This window comes from Hoeflea ulvae (genome assembly GCF_026619435.1).
In the GTDB taxonomy this organism is placed as follows: Bacteria; Pseudomonadota; Alphaproteobacteria; order Rhizobiales; family Rhizobiaceae; genus Hoeflea; species Hoeflea ulvae.
Genome location: NZ_JAOVZQ010000001.1, coordinates 218,109 through 242,547, shown reverse-complemented (window position 1 = coordinate 242,547; position 24,439 = coordinate 218,109). Strand labels below are relative to the sequence as shown.

At 62.6% G+C, this 24,439-nt stretch carries 23 protein-coding genes and 2 pseudogenes; 20 read left to right on the top strand and 5 right to left on the bottom strand.

The genetic code is table 11. The annotated features are described in order from the left end of the window. Positions 1 to 155: 155 nt before the first annotated feature. Entirely contained in the window at positions 156 to 578 is a 423-nt protein-coding gene (locus OEG82_RS01220) for a hypothetical protein (protein WP_267610640.1), read from the bottom strand. A 259-nt stretch (positions 579 to 837) separates the two neighbouring features. On the opposite strand from OEG82_RS01220, the gene OEG82_RS01215 reads away from it, so the two are divergent. The 7 genes and pseudogenes from OEG82_RS01215 to OEG82_RS01185 form a co-directional block, all read left to right on the top strand. After that, complete coding sequence (locus OEG82_RS01215) at positions 838 to 1,302, top strand: GNAT family N-acetyltransferase (protein WP_267610639.1); 465 nt, start codon at positions 838 to 840, stop codon at positions 1,300 to 1,302. Positions 1,303 to 1,532: 230 nt separating this feature from the next. Beyond that, positions 1,533 to 1,928, top strand: coding sequence for a succinate dehydrogenase, cytochrome b556 subunit (gene sdhC, locus OEG82_RS01210; protein ID WP_267610638.1), 396 nt, complete (start codon positions 1,533 to 1,535; stop codon positions 1,926 to 1,928). 12 nt (positions 1,929 to 1,940) lie between these two features. After that, the gene (gene sdhD, locus OEG82_RS01205) at positions 1,941 to 2,330 is read left to right on the top strand and encodes a succinate dehydrogenase, hydrophobic membrane anchor protein (protein ID WP_267610637.1); all 390 of its coding nucleotides are present in this window, start codon (positions 1,941 to 1,943) and stop codon (positions 2,328 to 2,330) included. Positions 2,331 to 2,342: 12 nt separating this feature from the next. Further along, positions 2,343 to 4,178, top strand: a complete 1,836-nt coding sequence (sdhA, locus tag OEG82_RS01200) for a succinate dehydrogenase flavoprotein subunit (RefSeq protein ID WP_267614812.1) — start codon at positions 2,343 to 2,345, stop codon at positions 4,176 to 4,178. A 15-nt stretch (positions 4,179 to 4,193) separates the two neighbouring features. Next, positions 4,194 to 4,973, top strand: coding sequence for a succinate dehydrogenase iron-sulfur subunit (locus OEG82_RS01195; RefSeq protein ID WP_267610636.1), 780 nt, complete (start codon positions 4,194 to 4,196; stop codon positions 4,971 to 4,973). Between the two features lie 302 nt (positions 4,974 to 5,275). Next, a complete protein-coding gene (locus OEG82_RS01190; protein WP_267610635.1) occupies positions 5,276 to 5,767 on the top strand; it encodes a hypothetical protein in 492 nt (163 codons plus the stop codon). 31 nt (positions 5,768 to 5,798) lie between these two features. After that, positions 5,799 to 5,900 (top strand): annotated as a pseudogene (locus OEG82_RS01185) (succinate dehydrogenase iron-sulfur subunit); the annotation flags it as partial. Between the two features lie 136 nt (positions 5,901 to 6,036). Here the strand turns inward: OEG82_RS01185 and OEG82_RS01180 are convergent. The 4 genes from OEG82_RS01180 to OEG82_RS01165 form a co-directional block, all read right to left on the bottom strand. Beyond that, the gene (locus OEG82_RS01180) at positions 6,037 to 7,008 is read right to left on the bottom strand and encodes an IS110 family RNA-guided transposase (RefSeq protein ID WP_267610634.1); all 972 of its coding nucleotides are present in this window, start codon (positions 7,006 to 7,008) and stop codon (positions 6,037 to 6,039) included. Positions 7,009 to 7,300: 292 nt separating this feature from the next. Then, positions 7,301 to 8,446, bottom strand: coding sequence for a trans-sulfuration enzyme family protein (locus OEG82_RS01175; protein WP_267610633.1), 1,146 nt, complete (start codon positions 8,444 to 8,446; stop codon positions 7,301 to 7,303). A gap of 128 nt (positions 8,447 to 8,574) precedes the next feature. Further along, positions 8,575 to 8,787, bottom strand: a complete 213-nt coding sequence (locus OEG82_RS01170) for a zinc-binding dehydrogenase (RefSeq protein ID WP_267610632.1) — start codon at positions 8,785 to 8,787, stop codon at positions 8,575 to 8,577. Further along, positions 8,787 to 9,554 carry an NAD(P)-dependent alcohol dehydrogenase gene (locus OEG82_RS01165; RefSeq protein ID WP_267610631.1) on the bottom strand — a complete coding sequence of 256 codons (768 nt, stop codon included), beginning with the start codon at positions 9,552 to 9,554 and terminating at the stop codon, positions 8,787 to 8,789. Before OEG82_RS01165 ends, OEG82_RS01170 begins: the two co-directional genes overlap by 1 nt. A 91-nt stretch (positions 9,555 to 9,645) precedes the next feature. On the opposite strand from OEG82_RS01165, the gene OEG82_RS01160 reads away from it, so the two are divergent. From OEG82_RS01160 to odhB, 13 genes and pseudogenes are all read left to right on the top strand, one after another. After that, positions 9,646 to 10,545 (top strand): LysR family transcriptional regulator, encoded by a 900-nt coding sequence (locus OEG82_RS01160; protein ID WP_267610630.1) that lies wholly within the window; start codon positions 9,646 to 9,648, stop codon positions 10,543 to 10,545. A gap of 147 nt (positions 10,546 to 10,692) precedes the next feature. After that, entirely contained in the window at positions 10,693 to 11,763 is a 1,071-nt protein-coding gene (locus tag OEG82_RS01155) for an SDR family oxidoreductase (RefSeq protein ID WP_267610629.1), read from the top strand. A gap of 112 nt (positions 11,764 to 11,875) precedes the next feature. Then, positions 11,876 to 13,213, top strand: a complete 1,338-nt coding sequence (locus OEG82_RS01150) for an MFS transporter (protein ID WP_267610628.1) — start codon at positions 11,876 to 11,878, stop codon at positions 13,211 to 13,213. 91 nt (positions 13,214 to 13,304) lie between these two features. Further along, complete coding sequence (locus tag OEG82_RS01145) at positions 13,305 to 13,646, top strand: carboxymuconolactone decarboxylase family protein (protein ID WP_267610627.1); 342 nt, start codon at positions 13,305 to 13,307, stop codon at positions 13,644 to 13,646. 110 nt (positions 13,647 to 13,756) lie between these two features. Next, positions 13,757 to 14,359 (top strand): peptide-methionine (S)-S-oxide reductase MsrA, encoded by a 603-nt coding sequence (gene msrA / locus OEG82_RS01140; RefSeq protein ID WP_267610626.1) that lies wholly within the window; start codon positions 13,757 to 13,759, stop codon positions 14,357 to 14,359. Between the two features lie 289 nt (positions 14,360 to 14,648). Then, on the top strand, positions 14,649 to 15,173 hold the full coding sequence (locus OEG82_RS01135) for a protease inhibitor Inh/omp19 family protein (protein ID WP_267610625.1): 525 nt from the start codon (positions 14,649 to 14,651) through the stop codon (positions 15,171 to 15,173). Positions 15,174 to 15,212: 39 nt separating this feature from the next. Further along, on the top strand, positions 15,213 to 16,394 hold the full coding sequence (zapE, locus tag OEG82_RS01130) for a cell division protein ZapE (protein ID WP_267610624.1): 1,182 nt from the start codon (positions 15,213 to 15,215) through the stop codon (positions 16,392 to 16,394). A 155-nt stretch (positions 16,395 to 16,549) separates the two neighbouring features. Next, on the top strand, positions 16,550 to 17,512 hold the full coding sequence (gene mdh, locus OEG82_RS01125) for a malate dehydrogenase (protein WP_267610623.1): 963 nt from the start codon (positions 16,550 to 16,552) through the stop codon (positions 17,510 to 17,512). 36 nt (positions 17,513 to 17,548) lie between these two features. Further along, on the top strand, positions 17,549 to 18,745 hold the full coding sequence (gene sucC, locus OEG82_RS01120; RefSeq protein ID WP_267610622.1) for an ADP-forming succinate--CoA ligase subunit beta: 1,197 nt from the start codon (positions 17,549 to 17,551) through the stop codon (positions 18,743 to 18,745). A gap of 3 nt (positions 18,746 to 18,748) precedes the next feature. Beyond that, a complete protein-coding gene (gene sucD / locus OEG82_RS01115; RefSeq protein ID WP_267610621.1) occupies positions 18,749 to 19,651 on the top strand; it encodes a succinate--CoA ligase subunit alpha in 903 nt (300 codons plus the stop codon). Positions 19,652 to 19,678: 27 nt separating this feature from the next. Beyond that, positions 19,679 to 20,089: a nuclear transport factor 2 family protein gene (locus OEG82_RS01110; protein ID WP_267610619.1), complete on the top strand. Its 411-nt coding sequence runs from the start codon at positions 19,679 to 19,681 to the stop codon at positions 20,087 to 20,089. A 65-nt stretch (positions 20,090 to 20,154) separates the two neighbouring features. Further along, positions 20,155 to 23,144, top strand: a pseudogene (locus OEG82_RS01105) (2-oxoglutarate dehydrogenase E1 component). Between the two features lie 55 nt (positions 23,145 to 23,199). Next, entirely contained in the window at positions 23,200 to 24,435 is a 1,236-nt protein-coding gene (gene odhB, locus OEG82_RS01100; RefSeq protein ID WP_267610618.1) for a 2-oxoglutarate dehydrogenase complex dihydrolipoyllysine-residue succinyltransferase, read from the top strand. Positions 24,436 to 24,439 lie beyond the last annotated feature (4 nt).

Sequence of the window (24,439 nt, the reverse complement as noted above, 5' to 3'; positions counted from 1 at the left end):
CACCTCCCCCTTGTGGGGAGGTCGGCGACTGGCTTGCATGGCAAGACAGAGCCGGGTGGGGGTAATTGCAGACCAAAAACATCCCCTCGCGCCGTTCCGATGTTACAGTGACACTGGAAGGCCCGAGTTTGGTGCGATGCGAATGAGGCCAGACCTTATGGCCGGATCACGCAGACGCCGCCGCCAGCGCAGCGGTTGCGGGTGTTCTTGTCGACGATGATCACTTTCGGGCCCTTGCGCTTCTGGCTGGCGGTGCTGCGCGACTGCTTGATGATGACCCGGGTGGTGTCATCGTCGCGCTTGATGCGGCCGCTGGTTCCGGCGCCTGTGGTTGTGGTCCTGGCGCCGGGCCGGGGCACGGAGGAGCGGCTCGGCCGTTCATCCTTGTCGATGATGATGATGGTGGTGTTGCCGCCATGGCGGTTCTTGTGGTGGCGCAGCGGCTTGACCTTGGCCGAAGGCGCTGTCGGCTCGAAGGCCAGGGCCGGCGTGAAGACGGGCGCGGACAGGCCAAGCCCGATCATGAGGGCGAAGGCTGCATGGGCAGCGCGGCGGCGCGGGGTCTGCATCTGGGTCATGACGGTGTCCTTGTGCCGGTGGCAAACGCATTCGCAGTCAGGCTGCGCCCGGCTGCTTTGCAGCGGCCTGTGTCGCAGGCGAATTTGGCCTCATTGTGCCGCAGAGCCGCGGCGGTGTCATCCATGCGCGCCGGTCATCTCCCGTTAACCTTAATCCGGCCCCGGACCGTGCGGCGGGGTGCTAAGGCCGGGCGTGAGCGCCCTCCTGCGACATCGCGCAGGCTTGACCGCAACCGGTGTTTGAACGAAACATGGCTTCATGAACATGCCAGACACCATCGACATCTCGCTGCTGCATCTCAAGGATGCACACCATTTCTCGCCGCTGCTGGCGGCCTATGTGCAGTCGCTCAAGCGCGGCGCGCCGCGGCGTCCGGATGATTATTATGCCGAGACGCTGCTGCAGGACCGGGTGGCGCAGATCTTTGGAGCGCGGCTCGATGGCGAGCTGGTCGGCTTTGCGGTGTTTTACGATCTGCCCGATCCGGTCACCGGCATGCGCTGCGGCCAGGTCGACCATCTCTATGTCAGCCATTTGCACCGCAACATGGGCATCGCCCAGGCGATGCTCGACATGCTGGCCGAGGAAAGCGACGCCCGCGGCTGGTCGCGGCTGGTGCTCAACGCGCCGCGGCTGCCCGAAGACGGGCGCAAGCTTTACGAGAAAATCGCCACCAAGGCGGATTTTTCCAGCTGGGAAATCCGATTCGACCATCCCAGGTGACCCGGCGCGGCCATTTGCGTCAAATATATTGCAGTGCGATCTGCCACCTCAATCGATTGAAGCGGCCTTTCTCCGTGGCAAAGCTTGCGAATTCGACCAAAGGCTTGAACGTAAAGCCAAAGCGGCTTTGACGCGGTGCATATAAGGCACTAAAACGCAATCACGGCCACCGGCCCTGCTTCGCGGGGCCGCTCGTGGCTTTCCTTGAGGGAAAGAAGGACAGGGTCCCGATGACCAATGTGACACACAGCCGGCCATTGTCGCCGCATCTGAGCATCTACAAGCAAATCCCGACCATGGTGATGTCGATCGTTCACCGGCTCACCGGCATGGCGCTCTATGCCGGCACGTTGCTGGTGGCGTGGTGGCTGTTCGCCGCCGCCTCGGGCGAGGCCACTTTCGACTGGGTCAACGGGATTTTCGGATCCTGGCTCGGGCGGCTGGTGCTGCTGGGCTACACCTGGGCGCTGATGCATCACATGCTTGGCGGCATCCGCCATTTCATCTGGGACACCGGCCGCGGCTTCGATCCCGAAACCTCGACCAAGATGGCCTGGGCCACGCTGGCCGGCTCGATCACCCTGACGATCCTGATCTGGATCATCGGCTACGCAATCCGGCTCTAGGAGACGATGGACATGAACACCAAGAACATGCGCACGCCGCTCTCCCGGGTCCGCGGACTGGGCACCGCCAAGGAAGGCACCGATCATTTCTGGCGGCAGCGGCTGACGGCGGTCGCCAATGTGCCGCTGCTGCTTTTCTTCGTCGGCTTCCTTGTCGTCTACAATGGCGAACCCCATGCGGTGGTCGCCGGGGCGTTGTCCAATCCGCTGGTGGCGGTGGTGATGGGCCTGGTGCTGATTTCCGGCCTCATTCACATGAAGCTCGGGATGCAGGTGATCATCGAGGACTATATCCATGCCGAGGGCATGAAGGTGGCGCTTCTGATCCTCAACATATTCTTTGCAATCGTGATCGGCGCCGTTTCGCTGTTCGCGGTGCTCAAACTCGGCTTCGGAGGCTGACAGACCATGGTAATGACGTCCAGCGTCAACATTGGCGGACGCGACTACACGGTAGTCGATCACTCATATGATGTGGTTGTTGTTGGAGCCGGCGGCGCCGGACTGCGCGCCACGCTCGGCATGGCCGAACAGGGTTTTCGCACCGCCTGCATCTCGAAAGTGTTTCCCACCCGCTCGCACACGGTTGCAGCCCAGGGCGGCATTGCCGCCTCGCTGACCAACATGACGCCGGACAGCTGGCAGTGGCACATGTACGACACGGTCAAGGGCTCGGACTGGCTCGGCGATGTCGACGCCATGCAGTATCTGACCATGGAAGCGCCCAAGGCGGTCTATGAGCTGGAGCATTACGGCGTGCCGTTCTCGCGTACCGAGGATGGCCGCATCTACCAGCGGCCGTTTGGCGGCCACATGCAGAATTACGGCGAAGGTCCTCCGGTGCAGCGCACCTGTGCGGCGGCCGACCGCACCGGCCACGCCATCCTGCACACGCTCTATGGCCAGTCGCTCAAGCACAATGCGGAGTTCTTCATCGAGTATTTCGCGCTCGATCTGTTGATGGAAGAAGACGGCCGCTGCACCGGCGTGGTGGCCTGGAACCTCGACGACGGCACCATTCACCGCTTTTCCGCCAAGATGGTGGTGCTGGCCACCGGCGGTTACGGCCGGGCCTATTTCTCGGCCACAAGCGCGCATACCTGCACCGGTGACGGCAATGGCATGATCGCGCGTGCCGGCCTGCCGCTGCAGGACATGGAATTCGTGCAGTTCCACCCGACCGGGATCTACGGCGCAGGTTGCCTGATCACGGAAGGAGCGCGCGGCGAAGGCGGCTATCTGGTCAATTCCGAAGGCGAGCGCTTCATGGAGCGTTATGCGCCGTCGGCCAAGGATCTGGCTTCGCGCGATGTTGTCTCGCGCTGCATGACGCTGGAAATCCGCGAGGGCCGCGGCGTCGGCAAGAACAAGGACCACATCTATCTGCATCTCGATCATCTTGATCCGGCGGTGCTGAACGAGCGGCTTCCGGGCATCTCGGAAAGTGCCAAGATCTTCGCCGGCGTCGACGTGACCCGCGAGCCGATCCCGGTGCTGCCGACGGTGCATTACAATATGGGCGGCATCCCGACCAACTATTGGGGCGAAGTGCTCAACCCGACCACGGAAGCGCCCGACCGGGTGACGCCGGGCCTGATGGCCGTCGGTGAAGCCGGCTGTGCTTCGGTGCATGGCGCCAACCGTCTGGGCTCCAATTCGCTGATCGACCTGGTGGTGTTCGGCCGTGCGGCAGCAATCCGCGCCGGCGAAGTCATCGACCGCAAATCGGCGATCCCGCAGGTCAACGAGACCTCGTTCGAGAAGATCATGACCCGCTTCGACCGGCTGCGCCATGCCAATGGCTCGCAGACAACCGCGGATCTGCGCGAAAAGATGCAGCGCGCCATGCAGGACGACGCGGCGGTGTTCCGCACCCAGGTCTCGCTCGAATCGGGCTGCAAGCGGATGAGCGCGATCTGGGCCGAACTTCCCGATGTGAAGGTGACCGACCGGTCGCTGATCTGGAATTCGGATCTGATGGAAACGCTGGAGCTGGAAAACCTGATGGCCTGCGCCATCACCACGGTCTATGGCGCCGAAGCCCGCAAGGAAAGCCGCGGCAGCCATGCCCGCGAAGACTATGTCGATGGCCCGTTCGGCGGCCGCGACGACGAGAACTGGCGCAAGCACACGCTGGCCTGGCTGGATGATGCCGGCAAGGTCACGCTCGACTATCGCCCGGTCCACACCGAGCTGATCGCCGAGGGCATCGATCTCGCCAAGATCGCCCCCAAAGCCCGCGTGTATTAAGAGGGAACAGAGACAATGGTTGAACTCACACTTCCCAAGAATTCGCAGCCGAAGCCGGGCAAGACCTGGCCGAAGCCGGCGGGTGCTTCCAACACCCGCGAATTCCGCGTCTATCGCTGGTCGCCGGATGATGCGGAAAACCCGCGCATCGACACCTTCCACATCGATATGGATGATTGCGGGCCGATGGTGCTCGACGGTCTGTTGTGGATCAAGAACAAGATCGACGCGACGCTGACGCTCAGGCGCTCCTGCCGCGAGGGGATCTGCGGCTCCTGCGCCATGAATATCGACGGCACCAACACGCTGGCCTGCACCAAGGGTCTCGACGAGATCGATGGCGCGGTCAAGGTCTATCCGCTGCCGCATCTGCCGGTGGTCAAGGATCTGGTGCCGGACCTGACGCATTTCTATGCCCAGCACCGCTCGATCGAGCCGTGGCTGAAAACAGTCTCGCCGACGCCGGCCAAGGAATGGAAGCAGAGCCACGAAGACCGGGCCAAGCTCGATGGGCTCTATGAGTGCATCCTGTGCGCCTGCTGCTCGACCTCGTGCCCGAGCTACTGGTGGAACGGCGACCGCTATCTCGGCCCCGCCGTGCTGCTGCAGGCCTATCGCTGGCTGATCGACAGCCGCGATGAAGCCACCGGCGAGCGGCTCGATGATCTCGAGGATCCGTTCCGGCTCTATCGCTGCCACACCATCATGAACTGCGCGCAAACCTGCCCCAAGGGTCTCAATCCCGCCAAGGCGATTGCCGAAATCAAGAAAATGATGGTGGAACGCCGGGTGTAGGACGGCAATCGACAATCGCCTTGCGCGTCCTCGCCGCTTGCAGCGGCTGCGGGCGTCGCCGGGTGCCGAAATCAAGAAGATGATGGTCGAGCGCCGGGTGTAGGCCAGGCCGAGACACACAGTTCAGAAGGGGCGCTCAGGCGCCTCTTTTTTGTTGTGTCTGTTTGCCGCTGCAAGCATTGCGCTCTCCTGATCTCCCCGCAAAGGGGGAGATTCATGGGAATGGAGTGTGTTGTTGTCTCTAACACACTCACGCGAGAATGTGGTATGTTTACTCTCTAGGTTGATTTGGAGATTCGTGAATGACCGATTGGTCTGATATTGCTGACAAGATCAGCGCCACGATTACATTACTCAAGCAAACCAGTGGACTTGTTAAAGACGTAGCCCCGCTTGTGCAGAACTCCGAAGCGAAGGCGAAGCTGAGTGAGGTTCGCGAGCAGCTTTTGGACGCGAGTGAGCGGGTGAATGACCTGAGAGCGGTCAACAATGAAATAGTAGACAGGAATCTGCAACTCGAAGGCGAAATCAGAGAGATTAAATCATTTCTCTCTAAGAAAGATAGCTACGTGCCATATCGGCTTGAACGTGGTGCCTTTGTGTATGTCGCAGAAAACAGCCCCGATGGCCCTGAAAAAGCGCCATGGTACTGTCAGCACTGTTTTGAAGTCGAGCATCGGCTGTCTCCAATGAATTACCGGAAGGAAGCCGAGGGCCGATCAGCTGTTTACGCTTGCCAAAGCTGTAAAGCTGAAACTGTGGACTACGGCAGATCGTATTACGACGGCAAATAAAAGCCCGCTCAATCGCCGGGATTCTCGTCCTTGCCACCTAATCACGAACTGCGCCCAGACTTGCCCCCAGGGTCTCAACCCGGCCAAGGCGATTGCCGAGATCAAGAAGATGATGGTCGAGCGCCGGGTGTAGGCCGTCCGAGATACACAGTTCAGAAGGGGCGCTCAGGCGCCCCCTTTGTGTGTCCGATTGTGTCCGAAGCTGGCGTCCAATTATCTCCCCCTTGTGGGGGAGATGTCACGAAGTGACAGAGCATCTGTGTTTGCTGTCAAGGCGGAGTTGGTGTCCAGAGTCGGTTCTGGGCGAGCAGGCAATTGGCCAGGACGACGAGCTTGCGCATGATGGCGACAAGGATGACCTTGGGTGGTTTGCCTTCAGCCTGGAGCGTCTTGGCAAAGGCGGCAAGCGCCGGATTGTAGCGCCGTGCCGACAGGGCGGCCATGTAGAGCGCGCGCCGCGGGGCGCGCCTTCCCGCTCGAATGGAGCGCCGGCCATGCCTTTCGCCGCTGTCGTCGGCGATCGGGGCAACGCCCGCCAGCATCGCCGCCTGCTTGCCGGTGCAGGAGCCGAGTTCGTCCATTCCGGCGATCAGGGCGCTGGCGGTGATACGGCCGATGCCGGGAACAGAGGTCAGGATCTCGGCCTTGCGGCAAAGATCCGGCTGGGCGGCGATACGGCGTTCGATTTCGGAATCCAGCCGTTCGACATGCCGCTCCAGCACCCCGATGAGCCGGCAAAGCTCTGCCCGCAGAAAGGCGACATCGGCCGCCTTGCAACGGTTCTTCAGCGCCGTGAGCTCGCCTTGGGCGCCCGACCTTGCATTGACCAGCTCCCGCAGGGCCTCGATGTCCGGGCTTGGAGGCGCACTCGGCTGCGGCCGAAGTGCGGCAGCCAGCAGCGCCAGCATGCGGGCATCGAGCCGATCGGTCTTGGCCAGATAGCCGTAGCAGCCTGCAAACTGCCGGGCGCGCCACGGATCGACGATCGCCACAGCAAAACCATCTCCACTGAGCGAGCGGTGAGCGGGACGATGGAACTTGCCGGTCGCCTCCATGATGATGCGATCGGGCCGCAGTCTGGTCAGCATCCGCTTGAACTGGCGGATGCCAGCCTTGTCGTTGCCGAACCGCCGGCTTTCAGCCTGCGGAAGGACATGAATGTCGAGCCACTCTTTACAGACGTCCACACCGACATAAACTGCGGACGTCGCGTCTTGTTCGAACGATACCTTGCCTTGCATGCGGGACTTGCTCCCCATCATCTGTTCAGGACAAACGTGAAGACGGACGGACCAAGCTCTGTCTCGGTTCAAACCAAGGGGGAACGGTCCCGCCCGCCAGATCCCCCGGAGGTGGCCACCTCCGGGGGATCACGCCAAAACAATACCATCAAGGCGCGGGTCGAACATACAAGGGGGGTAATATGCCGGCACCCACCAGCCTTTCGGAGCATAGCGTAACTCAACCCCCTCTGTCGGCTACGCCGACATCTCCCCCGCAAGGGGGAGATTTGGGAGCCCCCGAGTATCGAATTCACCCCAGCGCCTGTCCCAGGTCCGCGATCAGGTCGCCGGCGTCCTCGATGCCGACGGAGACGCGGATCAGGCTTTCGGGGATGCCGGTGTGGGGTTCGATTGTGTGGCGGTGCTCGACCAGGCTTTCGACGCCGCCCAATGAGGTGGCGCGGTGAAACAGCTTGAGCTTGCCGACGGCGGCAAGCGCCTCTTCGGCGCCGCCCTTGACCAGGAAGGACATCAGGCAGCCGAAACCGCCCTGCATCTGGCGCGCGGCAATCTCATGGCCGGGATGGCTAGCGAGACCCGGATAGTAAACGTCCGCCACCTTCGGATGTGTGGCAAGATATTCGGCGATTGTTTGCGTTGAACGACACATGCGCTCAACGCGCAGCGGCAGGGTGCGCATGCCGCGCAACAACAGCCAGGCCTCGAAGGGGCCGATGACGGCGCCGGCGTCGTGGCGGTCGGCCTTGATGTCGGTCCAGATCTTTGCTGCGGGTGAAGAGGTGGCGAGCACGCCGGCCAGCACATCGGAATGGCCGTTGATCGCCTTGGTGGCCGAGTGCATGACGATGTCGGCGCCATGCTCAAGCGGGCGCTGCAGCACCGGCGTGGCGGCGGTGGAATCGACAGCCAGCAGACCGCCGGCGGCATGGGCGCATGTGGCCGCGTGGGCGATGTCGACGGTCTTCAGCCAGGGGTTCGACGGCGTCTCGATGAACACCAGATCCGGCTTGTGGGTTGCGCAGGCCTTTTCCAGCGCGCTTGCGTCGGCGGCGTCGACCTCATGCAGGGTGATCTGGCGGCGGGCAGCAAAATCCCTGAGCCATTTGGTGGTGCCCCAGTAGATGCCGGATTGCACCACGACCGTAGCCCCGTTGGGCAGGGTGCGGAACATCGCCGCAATCGCCGCCATGCCGGAGGGAAACAGCAGCGCTTCTTCGGCATTTTCCAGCCGCGCGAGCACGTTCTCAGCGATGCGGACGATGTCGGAATTGTCGCGCGAATAGATATTGGCGGGATTGACCAGCGCGTAATCCTCGTCGCGCAGAAAGGTGGTCGACGGCTGCAGCGGCGGCACTACCCCGCCCGATGGCAGGTCGATGGCGCCATTGGCCTGGGCTGCGATTGTGGAGGGCTTGAGATCATTGGGGAGCGTCATGCGAGATCTGTCTTTCCCTGGCCCCTGCGCCAGATTTTGGGTGCGGGCCGCGTCCCGCTGTTGCCTTCGTGTCTATGCACTCCCGAGGGGAATTTCAACGCTGTCATTCTGGTGCGGCCCCGGCCGTGTCAGGTCGGTTCCAGCGTGATGACCACATTGCCCTTGCGGCCGCGGCTTTCAAAATGGGCATGGGCTGCGGCTGCCTGCTCGAGCGGAAAGCGCCGGTCGATCGGAGGGGTAAACTCACCGTTTGCGGCAAGGCCTGCCAGAAAGGCGAGATCCTCGGCCCGTTCCGGCGCATAGCCGCCAATCGCCTTGCGGCCGCCAGTCTTGCGGGCCATCAGGGAGCCGAGCAAATGCCACAGGCTGGATGAGACCAGCAGCAGCCTTCCCCGGGTTTCAGCGCGGCGCCATAGCGGGCCCAGGTGGCGGTGCCGCTGGTGTCGAGAATGATGTCATAGGCGTCGCGGGCGTCGGACGGGTCCTCGCGGCTATAGTCGACCACCGCATCGGCCCCGAGCGCGCGGACCATGTCGAGGCTGGCGCTGGAGGCAACGCCGGTGACAGTGGCGCCGAAGGATCTGGCGATCTGCACGGCGGCACTGCCGACACCGCCGGCAGCGCCGATGACCAGCACGCTGTCACCGTGTTTGATGCCGCCCTTGTCGCGCAGAAAATTGAGCGCGGTGGCGCCGCCAAAGGACAGGATGGCCGCCTGATCAAGTTCGAGATTGTCCGGCGCGATGGCGATCGCCGCGGTCTGGCTGATCACGGCATAGTCGGCATAACCGCCCAATCGGGCGCCGGGATAGGCGAAGACCCGGTCGCCCGGCTTGAAGCTTGTGACATCCGCGCCGACCGCTTCGACCACGCCGGCAAATTGTGCGCCGAGCACCTGGCGGCGGGGGCGGAACAGCCCGAACACCAGCCTGCCGATCAGGCCGAAGCCGGCCGGCAGATCAAGGCTGCGGGCGCGGTAGTCGGCAGCTGTGACGCTGCTGGCGTGCACACGCACCAGCACCTCATCGGGCTTTGGAACCGGTTTGGGGCGGTCGGCCAGGGTGAGGACTGCGGGCGGTCCATACTTCAAATAGGTGATGGCTTTCATGGGGAATGCTCTCCAGTTTCTGACCCGGATATACTCATGCGATCACGCAGAATAAATTGACCAAACATGCCGATATGATATGCATTTTCGCATGGATTGGAAATCTGTCAATTTCGACTGGAACCGGGCGCGGGCGTTTCTGGTCACCGCAGAGGAAGGCTCGCTGTCGGCGGCGGCGCGGGCGCTCGGCATGGCGCAGCCGACGCTGGGACGCCAGGTCTCGGCGCTGGAACAGGAACTCGGGGTGGCGCTGTTCGAGCGCGTCGGCCGCGGGCTCACGCTGACGCCGAGCGGGCTCGAGCTGATGGACCATGTCCGCGCCATGGGCGAGGCGGCGGCGCGGATGTCGCTCAGCGCCTCGGGCAAGGCGCAGGCCATCGAGGGCACGGTGTCGATCAGCGCCAGCGAAGTTGATTCGGCCTTCAGGCTGCCGCCGATCATTGCGCAGCTCCGACAGATGGCGCCGGGGATCGATGTCGAGATTGTCGCCACCAATTCGGAAAGCGATCTGCGGCGCCGCGAGGCCGATATCGCCATCCGCAACTACCGGCCGACCCAGCCCAATCTGGTGGCGCGCAAGATCCGCGACATCCATGGCCGGATCTACGCAACGCCGGGCTATCTCGACAGCATCGGCAATCCCTCGACGCCGGAGGAATATTGCGAGGCTGATTTTATCGGCTTCAACCGCTCGGGCGAGTTCATCGCGGCCATGACCCGGTTCGGACTTTCATTGACGCAAGCCAATTTTCCAATCGTGTCGGAAAGCCACCTGGTGCAGTGGAGCCATGTCCGCCACGGGCTCGGTATCGGCATCATGGCCGCCGACATAGGAGACGCCGAGCCGGATGTGGCTCAGGTCCTGCCGGATCTCGATCCGATCGTGATTCCGGTCTGGCTGGTGACGCACCGCGAAGTTCACACCAGCCGGCGGGTGCGGCTGGTGTTTGATCTGATGGCAAAAGAACTGGCGCGTCCATTTTATGGATGAGATGAAAGCACGGAAGCGGCTGATTGTGGGGGCCGGCCTTGTTTTCGGTGACCCCGGCCACAGGTATTGCTCGTGCGCTGCCTTGCGGCGCGCTTCGCCCGGCAGGAAATCCTGCCGCAGCTTCTGCAGCCGATCGGAAAGACACCCATGCCCCAGCCCGTTTACACCACGGATCATCCTGTCCTTGTCACCGGCGCCACCGGCTTCGTCGCAGGATGGCTGGTCAAGCGTCTGCTCGAGGAAGGCTTTACCGTTCACGGGGCCGTCCGCGATCCCTCCAATAGCAAGAAGACCGAACATCTGACAAAGCTGGCTGCCGAACTTCCGGGACAGCTCAAGCTGTTCAAGGCCGATCTTCTCGACCAGGGCAGCTATGCCGAAGCCATGGCCGGATGTGCGGTGGTGTTTCACACCGCCTCGCCATTCACCAGCAAGTTTGACGATGCGCAGCGCGATCTCGTCGATCCGGCGGTCAAGGGCACCCGCAATGTGCTGGAAACCGCCAATGCCACTCAATCCGTGCAGCGGGTTGTGGTGACCAGCTCCTGCGCGGCGATCTATGGCGACAATATCGATGTTGCCGCAGCGCCCGGCGGCGTGCTCACCGAGGATGACTGGAATACCACCTCCTCGCTCACCCATTCGCCCTATTCCTTCTCCAAGGTCGAGGCTGAAAAGGCCGCCTGGGAGATCGCCAGGGCACAGGGCCGCTGGCAGCTGGTCACCATCAATCCCTCGCTGGTGATGGGGCCGACCCTTTCGGGCAGTTCGACCTCGGAATCGCACAATCTGGTCAAGCAGTTCGGCGACGGCACGCTGAAGGCCGGTGCACCGCCGCTTGAAATCGGCATGGTCGATGTCCGCGATGTCGCCGAGGCGCATATGCGTGCCGGCTTCGTCCTGGGCGCACAGGGCCGCTACATCACCTCGTCGGAAACCGTGTCCTTCCTCCAGGCCGGGAAAATTCTGCGCAGCCATTTCGGCGACCGCTGGCCGTTCCCGACCCGCGAACTGCCGAAATGGCTGCTGTGGCTGATCGGTCCGCTGGTCGACAAATCGCTGTCGCGGGATTTCGTGTCGCGGAACATGGGCCATCCCTGGCGGGCCGATCATTCCAAGTCGGAGCGCGAGCTTGGTCTCGACTATCATCCGGTCGACACGGCGGTGATCGAGATGTTCCAGCAATTGATCGACACGGGCAGGGTCAAAAAGACCTAGCCGCACCGGTCCGCCCGGCTCCCTGACGATCTGCGGCAAGCCGCGGAAAAACCGCGCTGGTTGCCTGATCGGCCTCTATCGCTGCGGACCCGCAATGGGCTAGCTTGCGGCGATGATAGAGGTTCTCAAGCATCCGATCTATGCGCGGCTGTTTTCGGCGCAGGTGATTGCGCTGATAGGCACTGGCCTACTCACCGTGGCGCTGGGACTGCTGGCCTATGATCTCGCCGGCGAGCGCGCCGGCGTGGTGCTCGGCACGGTGTTTGCCATCAAGATGATCGCCTATGTCGGGCTGGCGCCGGTTGCCAATGCGCTGGCCGGACGCTGGCCGCGCAAACGGGTTCTGATCGGCGCCGACCTGGTGCGCGCTGCGGTGGCGCTGAGTTTGCCATTCATCGATTCAGTCTGGCACATCTACGGTCTGATCTTCGTGCTGCAGGCGGCGTCGGCAACCTTCACGCCGGCGTTTCAGGCGGTCATTCCCGATATTCTGCCCGATGAGCGCGATTACACACGGGCGCTGTCGCTGTCGCGGCTGGCCTATGATCTGGAAAACCTGCTGAGCCCAGCGCTGGCGGGATTTCTGCTGATCTTCATCAGCTATCACTGGCTGTTCGGCGGCACGGTTTTGGGCTTCATCGGATCGGCGCTGCTGGTTCTGGCGGCTCCGATCCCGGCGCTGAAACCGCAGGCCAAGATGCGGCCGTTCCTCGACCGGCTGACTCGCGGCATACGCATCTATGTCGCAACGCCGCGGCTGCGCGGCCTGCTGTCGCTCAACCTGAGTGCCGCGGCGGCCGGCGCCTTCGTGCTGGTCAACACAGTGGTGGTGGTGCGCGGCGAATATGGCATGGGCGACCGGCAGGTGGCCTATGCGCTGGCGGCATTTGGCGGCGGCTCGATGCTGGCAGCCCTTGTGCTGCCGCGGCTGCTCGACCGCCTGACCGATCGCCGCATCATGGTCACTGCAGGCTTCCTGCTGGCCGGCCTGACTCTCGGGCATGCCGTCTATCAGTTCACGCTGGGACTGCCCGGCTGGGGCTGGTTCCTGGCCTTGTGGGCCCTGAGCGGGTTGTTCTATGCGGCGATCCTGACCCCGTCGGGGCGGCTGTTGCGCAATTCGGCGCATGCGGAAGACCGGCCGTCGCTGTTTGCGGCGCAGTTCACCCTGTCGCATCTCTGCTGGCTGATGACCTATCCGGTCGCCGGTTGGGCCGGCAATGCGCTCGGCCTGCCGGTGGCGATGGCAATTCTCGGGACCATTGCGCTGGCCGGCGCCTTGCTGGCCGTTGCGGCCTGGCCGGCGGACGACAGCCAGGTGGTCGAGCATGAGCACCGCGACCTGCCGCCCGATCATCCGCATCTGCGCGATCATCCGGTCGCTGGTACGCGCCATCGCCATGTCTTTGTCATCGATGACGAGCACCGCGCCTGGCCCACCCACGGGTAACGGAATCGCCGGTTTGACCGCGATCAAATCCGTGCTTCGCCCGGGCTGGTATCAGTGCCCCCCAGACACTGAACACAAGCGGGGGCACGAAATGGCCGAAACCAACTGGAATTCCTTCATCGACCAGACCAATGAGCGCATGGCGGCGTTGCGCAAGGCGATGCCGGAGCAGGCCAAGGGGCTGGGGCAACTGGCGCAGGCGGCGATCGCGCCCGGCGCGCTGGATTCCAAGACCAAGGAGCTGATCGCGCTGGCCATCGGCATCACCGCGCGCTGCGATGGCTGCCTGGCGTTTCATGCCAAGGCGGCGCACAAATATGGCGCGACCCGCGAGGAGATCGTCGAGACCATCGGTGTCGCCGTCTATATGGGCGGCGGACCCTCGATGATCTATGGCGCCGAGGCGCTGGACGTGTTCGACGCGGTCAGCTGAGCGCGTCTGCCGGAGGTGCCGGCTAAGCGGCGCTTCACGGTTTTGTGCGGAACCGTGTGTTGTCATCGGCGCGCTCTGGGCTAGGTTCTGCTCAGACAGAGGAGACTTCCATGATCAGATTGCTGCTATCGTCCGCCCTGATGACCTGCGCCTTGGCCACCGCACCTGCCAATGCCGACGAAACCGGCGTGGCGGTGTTTGCCGGCGGCTGTTTCTGGTGCGTGGAATCGGATTTCGACCACGTCAAGGGCGTGACCGAGACGATATCGGGCTATATTGGCGGCAAGGCCGACAATCCGACCTACAAGTCGCATGTCGCCAATGGCGACCGGGAAGCCGTCGAGATCAAATATGATCCGGCGATGGTCAGCTATGCGGAACTGCTCAAGACCTTCTTCCGCACGGTCAATCCGACCGATGATGGCGGCCAGTTCTGTGATCGCGGCTACAGCTACACCACAGCGGTCTACACGTTGAATGACGAGCAGGCGGCCCAGGCCAAGGCCGCGAAGGCGGAAGCCGAGGCGGCGCTGGGCAAAGAGGTGGTCACCGCCATCGAGCCGGCTCCCACATTCTGGCCGGCGGAAGACTATCATCAGGATTTCTACACCAAGAGCCCGGTGCGCTATAATTACTACCGCCGCGCCTGCGGGCGCGACAGCCAGATCGAGACACTGTGGGGCGAGGAAGCCCATTATGGCGTGGTCAAATAGGCCATGCCGGACAACGGTCCTCGGCCCTGCTGTCTCGTCGGGGCGAGGGCTGCAACGGGGCCGGGAAGCTGCAAGGGGCGTTGCAGCCGGCGATGATCGGTGGCACAGGCTGGCGTTCAGCAAGGAGTTTTGGAAAGATGAAGGTTTTCCTAAACTATTTCGCTGATAATGCGTTGTTGATGCGGTTCCAGGACCGGTAAACCTTGCATTTACCATCCTATGGCCATTTTATGCGTCTTAAGGGGACGAACAGCGAAGCGCATGTTTCGCCTAACCGGAGCTATCTCTCATGAAAATGCACACCTTGCTGGTCGCAGTCGCGGTCGCCGCAGCGCTTGGCGGTTGCCAGCGGACATCATTCAGCGGCATGAACACCCAGCAGCGGCCGGCTCCGTTGATGCCCGCGCCAGTGGGTGGCGTACAGTCCGGACAGCTCGCGCCTCCGACCATGGCCGCGCCGGGCGAATTCCCGACAGCGCCGACCGCGCCGGAAGTCTCGACGGTTGCGCCGGAAGTTGCCGCCGCCAATGCGCCGGAGCTGACCCGCGAAGCGCTGATCGGCCGCTGGTCCGCGGGAACCGGCGGAACCACCTGTGACGTGTTCCTGTCGCTGACCAAATGGACCGGCGGTTACCGCGCCGCCTCGCGCGGTTGCGTCGGCAGTGCTGCAGCCATTTCGGCATGGGACGTCCAGGGCAAGCAGGTGATCCTGTCCGATTCCAGCGGCAACCAGGTCGCCCGGCTCTACCAGTCGGCCAATGAACGCTATGACGGATCGACCTCTTCGGGTCAGCCGATCTCGCTTTCGCGCTAAGGCAGCACAGGGCGCGGCTTCACGCGATAGGCCTGGTTCATGACCTGGAAGAAACTGGATACCGTTGCGGCCGCCTATGCGGCGCGTGTCAAGAGCGGTGAGTTTTCCGAGGATGCGGCGCAAGTGCAACTGGCGCGGCGGCTGGACACGCTTCTGCTCGAAGTCTCCAACCGCCGGCTGGCAAGCAAGTCCAGCGCGCTGGGCTGGATGTTCGGGCGCAAGCAGAAATCCACCAAGCCGCCGCGCGGCCTCTATGTGCATGGCGCTGTCGGCCGCGGCAAGACCATGCTGATGGACATGTTCTTCGAACTGGTGCCGGCCAAGCGCAAGCGGCGGGCGCATTTCCACGATTTCATGGCCGACGCCCATGACCGCATTCATGCGCACAGGCAAAAGCTCAAGAACGGCGAGACCGGGGAAGCCGATCCGGTGCCGCCGGTGGCGACACAGCTGATCGGCGAGGCCTGGGTCCTGTGCTTTGACGAGTTCTCGGTCACCGACATCACCGACGCGATGCTGTTGTCGCGGCTGTTCGAGCAATTGTTCAGCCAGGGCTGCGTGCTGGTGGCAACATCCAATGTCGAGCCGGACCAGCTTTACCGTGACGGCCTGAACCGGCAATTGTTCCTGCCGTTCATCAAGCTGCTCAAGGACAATGTCGAGGTGGTCAATCTCGATGCGATGACCGATTACCGGATGGAAACCACGACGCGGCTGCCGGTCTATCACCGGCTGAGTCAGGGCGAGGGCAGCAATGCCATGGATCTGGCCTGGACACGGGCGACCGCGGGCAAGATGACCACGGCCGAAACGGTTCACGTCAAGGGCCGCGACGTGGCGGTACCGCAGGCCGGCGCGGGCGCTGCCCGGTTCTCCTTTGCCGATCTGTGCGAGGCAGCGCTCGGAGCCTCGGACTATGCCGCGATTGCCGATCGCTACCACACGGTGTTTGTCGACCAGGTGCCGGTGATGAGCGAAACCAGCCGCAATGCCGCCAAACGCTTCATCACCCTGATCGACACGCTGTATGACCGCAAGAACCGGCTGTTCATCTCGGCCGCCGCCGATCCGGAGGGGCTGTATATGGGCAAGACCGGCACCGAAAGTTTCGAGTTTGCCCGCACCGCCTCGCGGCTCAACGAGATGCAGAGCACGCTTTATCTGGAGACAAGCCGGGCGAGCGAGGCGGTGAATTTGCGCAAGGCGGACAAAAAACTTTGACGTTTACGTAAGAAATTCAAAAGCTAACCGATTGAAAAAGCTGGCACCAAAAGTAGGAGTTGCCACTATCCTTCAATAGGTCTATTCGAAATCCCGAAAACGGGGCCAGGCGTTTTGCGGGTTCCAGAGACCAACGACCTGCGGAGAGTTTCGAAATGGCGCGTAACAAGATTGCATTGATTGGTTCGGGAATGATCGGCGGCACGCTCGCCCACCTGGCCGCATTGAAAGAACTCGGCGACGTCGTCCTGTTCGATATTGCCGAGGGCACGCCGCAGGGCAAGGCGCTCGACATCGCCCAGTCCGCTCCGGTCGAAGGTTTTGACGCCCGCATGTCCGGCGCCAATGATTACTCGGCCATCGAAGGCGCCGATGTCTGCATCGTCACCGCCGGTGTCGCCCGCAAGCCGGGCATGAGCCGCGACGACCTGCTGGGCATCAACCTCAAGGTGATGGAACAGGTTGGCGCCGGCATCAAGAAATATGCCCCGAATGCCTTCGTCATCTGCATCACCAACCCTCTCGACGCGATGGTCTGGGCGCTGCAGAAATTCTCCGGCCTGCCGAAGAACAAGGTTGTCGGCATGGCCGGCGTGCTCGATTCGAGCCGCTTCTGCCATTTCCTCTCCGAAGAATTCAATGTCTCGATCGAAGACGTCACGGCCTTCGTGCTCGGCGGCCACGGCGACACCATGGTGCCGCTGGCGCGTTATTCGACGGTTGCCGGCATTCCGCTGCCCGACCTGATCAAGATGGGCTGGACCACCAAGGAAAAGCTCGAGGAAATCATCCAGCGCACCCGTGACGGCGGCGCCGAGATCGTCAAACTGCTCAAGACCGGCTCTGCCTATTACGCTCCGGCCTCCTCGGCGATCCTGATGGCCGAATGCTATCTCAAGGACAAGAAGCGGGTTCTGCCCTGCGCGGCACACCTGTCGGGCCAGTATGGCGTGAAAGACATGTATGTCGGCGTGCCCTGCATCATCGGCGCCGGCGGCATCGAGCGGGTCATCGAGATCGAGCTCAACAAGTCCGAGCAGAAGGCCTTCGACAAGTCGGTGGAATCGGTCGCCGGGCTTTGCGAAGCCTGCATCGCCATCGCCCCGAATTTGAAGTAAGCGCGGCTTTGCAGCCCACTCAATCCAGGAGTTCCCATGAACATCCATGAATACCAGGCCAAGGCCCTCTTGAAGGGTTTTGGAGCGCCGGTGGCCGAAGGGGTCGCCATTCATTCCGCTGACGAGGCGGAAGCGGCGGCAAAATCGCTGCCCGGTCCGCTTTACGTGGTCAAGAGCCAGATCCATGCCGGTGGTCGCGGCAAGGGCAAGTTCAAGGAACTCGGCCCCGACGCCAAGGGCGGTGTGCGGCTGGCCTTCTCGATCGACGAAGCCAAGGCGCATGCCAAGGAAATGCTCGGCAACACGCTGGTCACCAAGCAGACCGGCGATGCCGGCAAGCAGGTCAACCGTCTCTATATCGAGGACGGCGCCGACATCGAGCGCGAACTCTATCTCTCGATCCTGGTCGACCGCACCGTCGGCCGCAACGCTTTCGTGGTCTCCACCGAAGGCGGCATGGACATCGAGGCGGTCGCCCACGACACGCCGGAAAAGATCATCACCGTCGCCATCGACCCCGAAACCGGCGTCACCGCGGCTGATCTGGCGACGCTCAATTCCGCGCTGGAACTGACCGGCGAAGCGGCCAAGGACGGCGAAAAGCTGTTCCCGATCCTCTACAAGGCCTTTGTCGAAAAGGACATGGCGCTGCTGGAAGTCAATCCGCTGATCGTCATGAAGGACGGCCGGCTGCGGGTGCTCGACGCCAAGGTGTCGTTCGACAACAACGCGCTGTTCCGCCACGAAGACATTGTCGAGCTGCGCGACCTCTCCGAAGAGGATGCCAAGGAAATCGAGGCGTCGAAATACGACCTCGCCTATGTCGCGCTCGACGGCAATATCGGCTGCATGGTCAATGGCGCCGGCCTGGCGATGGCGACGATGGACATCATCAAGCTCTATGGCCAGGAACCTGCCAACTTCCTCGATGTCGGTGGCGGCGCCACCACGGAAAAGGTCACGGCCGCGTTCAAGATCATCACCGCCGACCCGGCCGTCAAAGGCATCCTGGTCAATATCTTCGGCGGCATCATGAAGTGCGACGTCATTGCCGAAGGCGTGATCGCTGCGGTCAAGGAAGTCGGGCTCAAGGTTCCCCTGGTGGTTCGCCTTGAAGGCACCAACGTCGATCTCGGCAAGAAAATCATCAACGAATCCGGTCTCAACGTCATTTCAGCCGATGATCTGGATGATGCTGCGCAGAAGATCGTCGCCGCAGTGAAGGGGGCCTGATCCATGTCCATTCTGATTGACAAGAACACCAAGGTCCTGGTTCAGGGCCTGACCGGCAAGACCGGCACCTTCCACACCGAGCAGGCGCTGGCCTATCACGGCACGCAGATGGTCGGCGGCATCCACCCGAAAAAGGGCGGCTCCACCTGGGAAGGTTCGGGCGGCACCAATCTGCCAATCTTCGCCTCCGTCGCCGAGGGCAAGGACGTCACCGGCGCCAATGCCTCGGTGATCTATGTTCCGCCATCGGGCGCCGCGGCTGCCATCCTGGAAGCGATCGAGGCGGAAATTCCGCTGATCGTCTGCATCACCGAAGGCATCCCGGTGCAGGACATGATCAAGGTCAAGGCCCGGCTCGACAAGTCGTCGTCGCGGCTGATCGGCCCGAACTGCCCCGGCGTGATGACGCCGGACGAATGCAAGATCGGCATCATGCCCGGTTCGATCTTCAAGAAGGGCTCCGTCGGCGTCCTGTCGCGTTCGGGCACGCTGACCTATGAAGCCGTGTTCCAGACCACCAATGAAGGCCTCGGCCAGACCACGGCTGTCGGCATCGGCGGCGATCCGGTCAAGGGCACCGAATTCATCGACATGCTGGAAATGTTCCTGGCCGATGACGAGACCAAGTCGATCATCATGATCGGCGAGATCGGCGGCTCGGCTGAAGAAGACGCGGCGCAGTTCCTCATCGACGAAGCCAAGAAGGGCCGCAAGAAGCCGATGGTCGGCTTCATCGCCGGCCGCACCGCACCGGAAGGCCGGACCATGGGCCATGCCGGCGCCGTGATTTCCGGCGGCAAGGGCGGCGCGGACGACAAGATCGCTGCGATGGAAGCGGCAGGCATCACGGTGTCGCCGTCGCCTGCACGTCTTGGCACAACGCTGGTTGAAGTCCTCAAGGGGTAATCCCGGGGCTAATCAAGGGCTGGAACAATGAGCGACGCCGTGCGCGAAACGCTGGACCGCTACTACGCCGCGCTGAAAGCGGGCGACAGAGAGGCCCTGCGCGGCGTCGTGTCAGACGATACCGAGGTTCATTACCCGGCGCCTGAGGGGCTTCTGCCCTGGGCCGGGGACTGGACCGGGTTTGAAGGCTTCGAGGCATTCATTGCGGCCGTGGGCGATCACCTGGTGATCGACACGGTCGAACCGCTTGCAGTCCATGTGGCCGGAGACACCGTGATCACGGTGCTCAGGGGCGAATGGACGGTCAAGGCGACGGCACGCAAGGTGCGGACGGAAACAGTCAACATGTTCACGCTACGCGACGGCAGGATCGTTCGCTACCAGGTCTACAGCGACACTGCGGCGCTGGCGGTCGGGTTGGGCAGGCTCGCGGCGTAAACGCGGCGCAAGCCACAGAGTCTAGGGAAAAGGGCCAGACAACGGCCCGGAAAAAGGTGAAAACCATGGCACGCAACGACGAAGCCAACGACATCATGGCGCAGACCTCGTTCCTGTATGGTGGCAATGCCCACTACATCGAGGAAATGTACGCCCGCTTCCAGGACGACCCCGGCAGCGTGCCGGCCGAATGGAAGGCTTTTTCGCCGAGCTGAAGGACGATCCCGATCAGGTCCGCAAATCCGCAGCCGGCGCGTCATGGACACAGGCCAACTGGCCGGTGCAGGCCAATGGCGAGCTGGTCTCGGCGCTCGACGGCAATTGGGGCACGATCGAAAAGGCCGTCGGTGACAAGCTCAAGGACAAGGCCAAGGCCGCCGGGCAGCCGGTGGATTCGGGCGATGTGCTGCAGGCGACGCGCGATTCGGTGCGCGCCATCATGATGATCCGGGCTTTCCGCATGCGCGGCCACCTGCATGCCAAGCTTGATCCGCTCGGAATTGCCCAGCAGCCGGACAATGATTACAACGAGCTGTCGCCGGAGGCTTATGGCTTCACCGAGGCTGATTACGACCGCAAGATCTTCATCGATCACGTGCTCGGTCTGGAATATGCCACCATCCGCGAGATGCTCGACATCCTCGAGCGCACCTATTGCTCGACGCTCGGTGTCGAGTTCATGCATATTTCCAACCCGGAAGAAAAATCCTGGATCCAGGAGCGCATCGAAGGCCCGGACAAGGGCGTCGAGTTCACCGAGAACGGCAAGAAGGCGATCCTGCAGAAGCTGATCGAGGCGGAAGGCTTCGAGCAGTTCATCGACGTCAAGTACAAGGGCACCAAGCGCTTCGGCCTCGACGGCGGCGAATCGCTGATTCCGGCGCTCGAGCAGATCATCAAGCGCGGCGGCAATATGGGGCTGAAGGAGATCGTCTTCGGCATGGCCCATCGCGGCCGGCTCAACGTGCTCACCCAGGTCATGGCCAAGCCGCACCGGGCGGTGTTTCACGAGTTCAAGGGCGGATCGTTCAAGCCCGACGAGGTCGAGGGCTCGGGCGACGTCAAGTATCACCTTGGCGCCTCGTCCGACCGCGAGTTCGACAATAACAAGGTGCACCTGTCGCTGACCGCCAACCCGTCGCACCTGGAAATCGTCAATCCGGTGGTGATGGGCAAGTGCCGCGCCAAGCAGGACATGATGGCCACCGTGTTCGAAGGCGACATCATCCCGCTGAAGGAGCGCTCCAAGGTGATGCCGCTGCTGCTGCACGGCGATGCGGCCTTTGCCGGCCAGGGCGTGGTCGCGGAAATCCTCGGCCTGTCGGGCCTGCGCGGTCACCGCGTTGCCGGCACCGTGCATTTCATCATCAACAACCAGATCGGTTTCACCACCAATCCCGGCTTCTCGCGCTCGTCGCCCTATCCCTCGGATGTGGCCAAGATGATCGAGGCGCCGATCTTCCACGTCAATGGCGATGATCCCGAAGCCGTGGTCTATGCCGCCAAGGTGGCCACCGAATTCCGCATGACCTTCCACAAGCCGGTGGTGGTCGACATGTTCTGCTATCGCCGCTTCGGCCACAATGAGGGCGACGAGCCTTCCTTCACCCAGCCGAAGATGTACAAGAAGATCCGCAGCCACGAGACGGTGGTGACGGTCTATTCGCGCCGCCTGATCGAGGAAGGCGTGATCACCGAGGGCGAATTCGAGAAGATGAAGGCCGACTGGCGCGCCCATCTCGAAGGCGAATTCGACATCGGCCAGAGCTACAAGCCGAACAAGGCCGACTGGCTTGACGGGCAATGGTCGGGCTTGCGCACCGCCGACAACCAGGATGAGCAGCGCCGCGGCAAGACCGCCATGCCGCTCAAGCAATTGCGCGAACTGGGCAAGAAACTCTCGGAAGTGCCGGAAGGCTTCAAGGCGCACCGCACCATCCAGCGGTTCATGGACAACCGCGCCAAGATGATCGAGACCGGCGAGGGCATCGACTGGGCCTTTGCCGAGGCGCTGGCCTTCGGCTCGCTGGTCATGGAGGGCACAAAGATCCGCTTCTCCGGGCAGGATGTCGAGCGCGGCACCTTCAGCCAGCGGCATTCGGTGCTCTACGATCAGGAGACCGAGGAGCGCTACATCCCGCTGGCCAACCTGTCGCCCAACCAGGCGCGTTACGAAGTCATCAACTCGATGCTGTCGGAAGAAGCGGTTCTCGGGTTCGAATATGGCTACTCGCTGGCGCGGCCGAATGCGCTGACCCTGTGGGAAGCCCAGTTCGGCGATTTCGCCAATGGCGCCCAGGTGCTGTTCGACCAGTTCATCAGCAGCGGCGAACGCAAGTGGCTGCGCATGTGCGGCCTCGTCTGCCTGCTGCCGCATGGCTATGAAGGCCAGGGACCCGAGCATTCCTCGGCGCGTCTGGAGCGGTTCCTGCAGATGTGCGCCGAAGACAACATGCAGGTGGCCAATTGCACCACGCCGTCGAACTATTTCCACATCCTGCGGCGTCAGATGAAGCGCGACTTCCGCAAGCCGCTGATCATGATGACGCCGAAATCGCTGCTGCGCCACAAGCGGGCGGTGTCGACGCTGGCGGAAATGTCGGGCGAGACCTCGTTCCACCGACTGCTGTGGGACGATGCCGAAGTGCTCAAGAACGAGCCGATCAAGCTGGTCAAGGACAACAAGATCCGCCGCGTGGTGATCTGTTCCGGCAAGGTCTATTTCGACCTGTACGAGGAACGCGAAAAGCGCGGCATCAACGATGTCTACCTGCTGCGGGTGGAACAGCTCTACCCGTTCCCGGCCAAGGCGCTGATCAACGAATTGTCGCGCTTCCGCAATGCCGAGATGGTCTGGTGCCAGGAAGAGCCCAAGAACATGGGTGCCTGGTCGTTCATTGATCCCTATCTGGAATGGGTGCTGGCTCATATCGACGCCAAATACCAGCGCGTTCGCTACACCGGCCGGCCGGCCTCGGCGTCGACGGCGACCGGTTTGATGTCGCGCCACCTTGCGCAGCTTGAAGCCTTCCTCGAGGATGCGCTGGGCGGCTGACCCGCCCGCGCGCCAGTTTTGAGACCTGTCTGAAAAAAGAACGGAAACACATATCATGGCTACTGAAGTCCGCGTCCCGACCCTCGGCGAATCCGTCAGCGAAGCCACCATCGGCACCTGGCTCAAGAAAGTCGGCGACACCGTCAAGGTGGATGAACCGCTGGTCGAGCTTGAAACCGACAAGGTCTCCATCGAGGTGCCTTCGCCGGTGTCCGGTGTGCTGAGCGAAATCCTGGCGCCCGACGGCGAAACCGTCGAGGTCAATGCATTGCTGGCGCAGATCGCCGAAGGTGCCGAAGGGGCCGCTCCGGCCAAATTGGAGGCGAAGGCCGAAGCGCCGGCCGCGAAGGCCGAGGCGCCTGCTGCCAAGGCCGCAGAACCTGCCGCCAAGAGCGGCACCGACATGCCGGCCGCACCCTCGGCACAGAAACTGATGGCGGAAAAGAACATCGCCGAAGGCAGCGTGTCCGGCTCGGGCAAGCGCGGCCAGGTGCTCAAGGGCGACGTGCTTGACGCGATCGGCAAGGGAAGTGCCGCCGCGCCGGCCGCTGCCCCGCAGGCCCCGCGTCCGGCATCCGCGGCAAGCGATGAAAGCCGCGAGGAACGGGTGAAGATGACCCGGCTGCGGCAGACCATTGCCCGCCGCCTCAAGGAAGCCCAGAACACCGCCGCGATGCTGACCACCTATAACGAGGTGGACATGAGCGCGGTGATGGAGATGCGCAAGAAGTACAAGGACCTGTTCGAGAAGAAGCATGGCGTCAAGCTCGGCTTCATGGGCTTCTTCACCAAGGCGGTAACGCATGCGTTGAAGGAGATCCCGGCGGTCAATGCCGAGATCGACGGCACCGATCTGATCTACAAGAACTATTGCCATGTCGGCGTCGCCGTCGGCACCGAAAAGGGCCTGGTGGTTCCCGTCGTGCGCGATGCCGACCAGATGGGCATAGCCGATATCGAGAAGGAAATCGGCCGTCTGGGCCGCGCCGCACGCGATGGCGAATTGTCGATGGCCGACATGCAGGGCGGCACCTTCACCATCTCCAATGGCGGTGTCTATGGTTCGCTGATGTCCTCGCCGATCCTGAACTCGCCGCAATCGGGCATTCTGGGCATGCACAAGATCCAGGAACGGCCGATGGCTGTCGGCGGCCAGGTGGTGATCCGTCCGATGATGTATCTGGCGCTTTCCTATGACCACCGGATTGTCGACGGCAAGGACGCCGTTACCTTCCTGGTGCGGGTCAAGGACAGCCTGGAAGATCCGGAACGTCTGGTTCTCGATCTCTAGGACG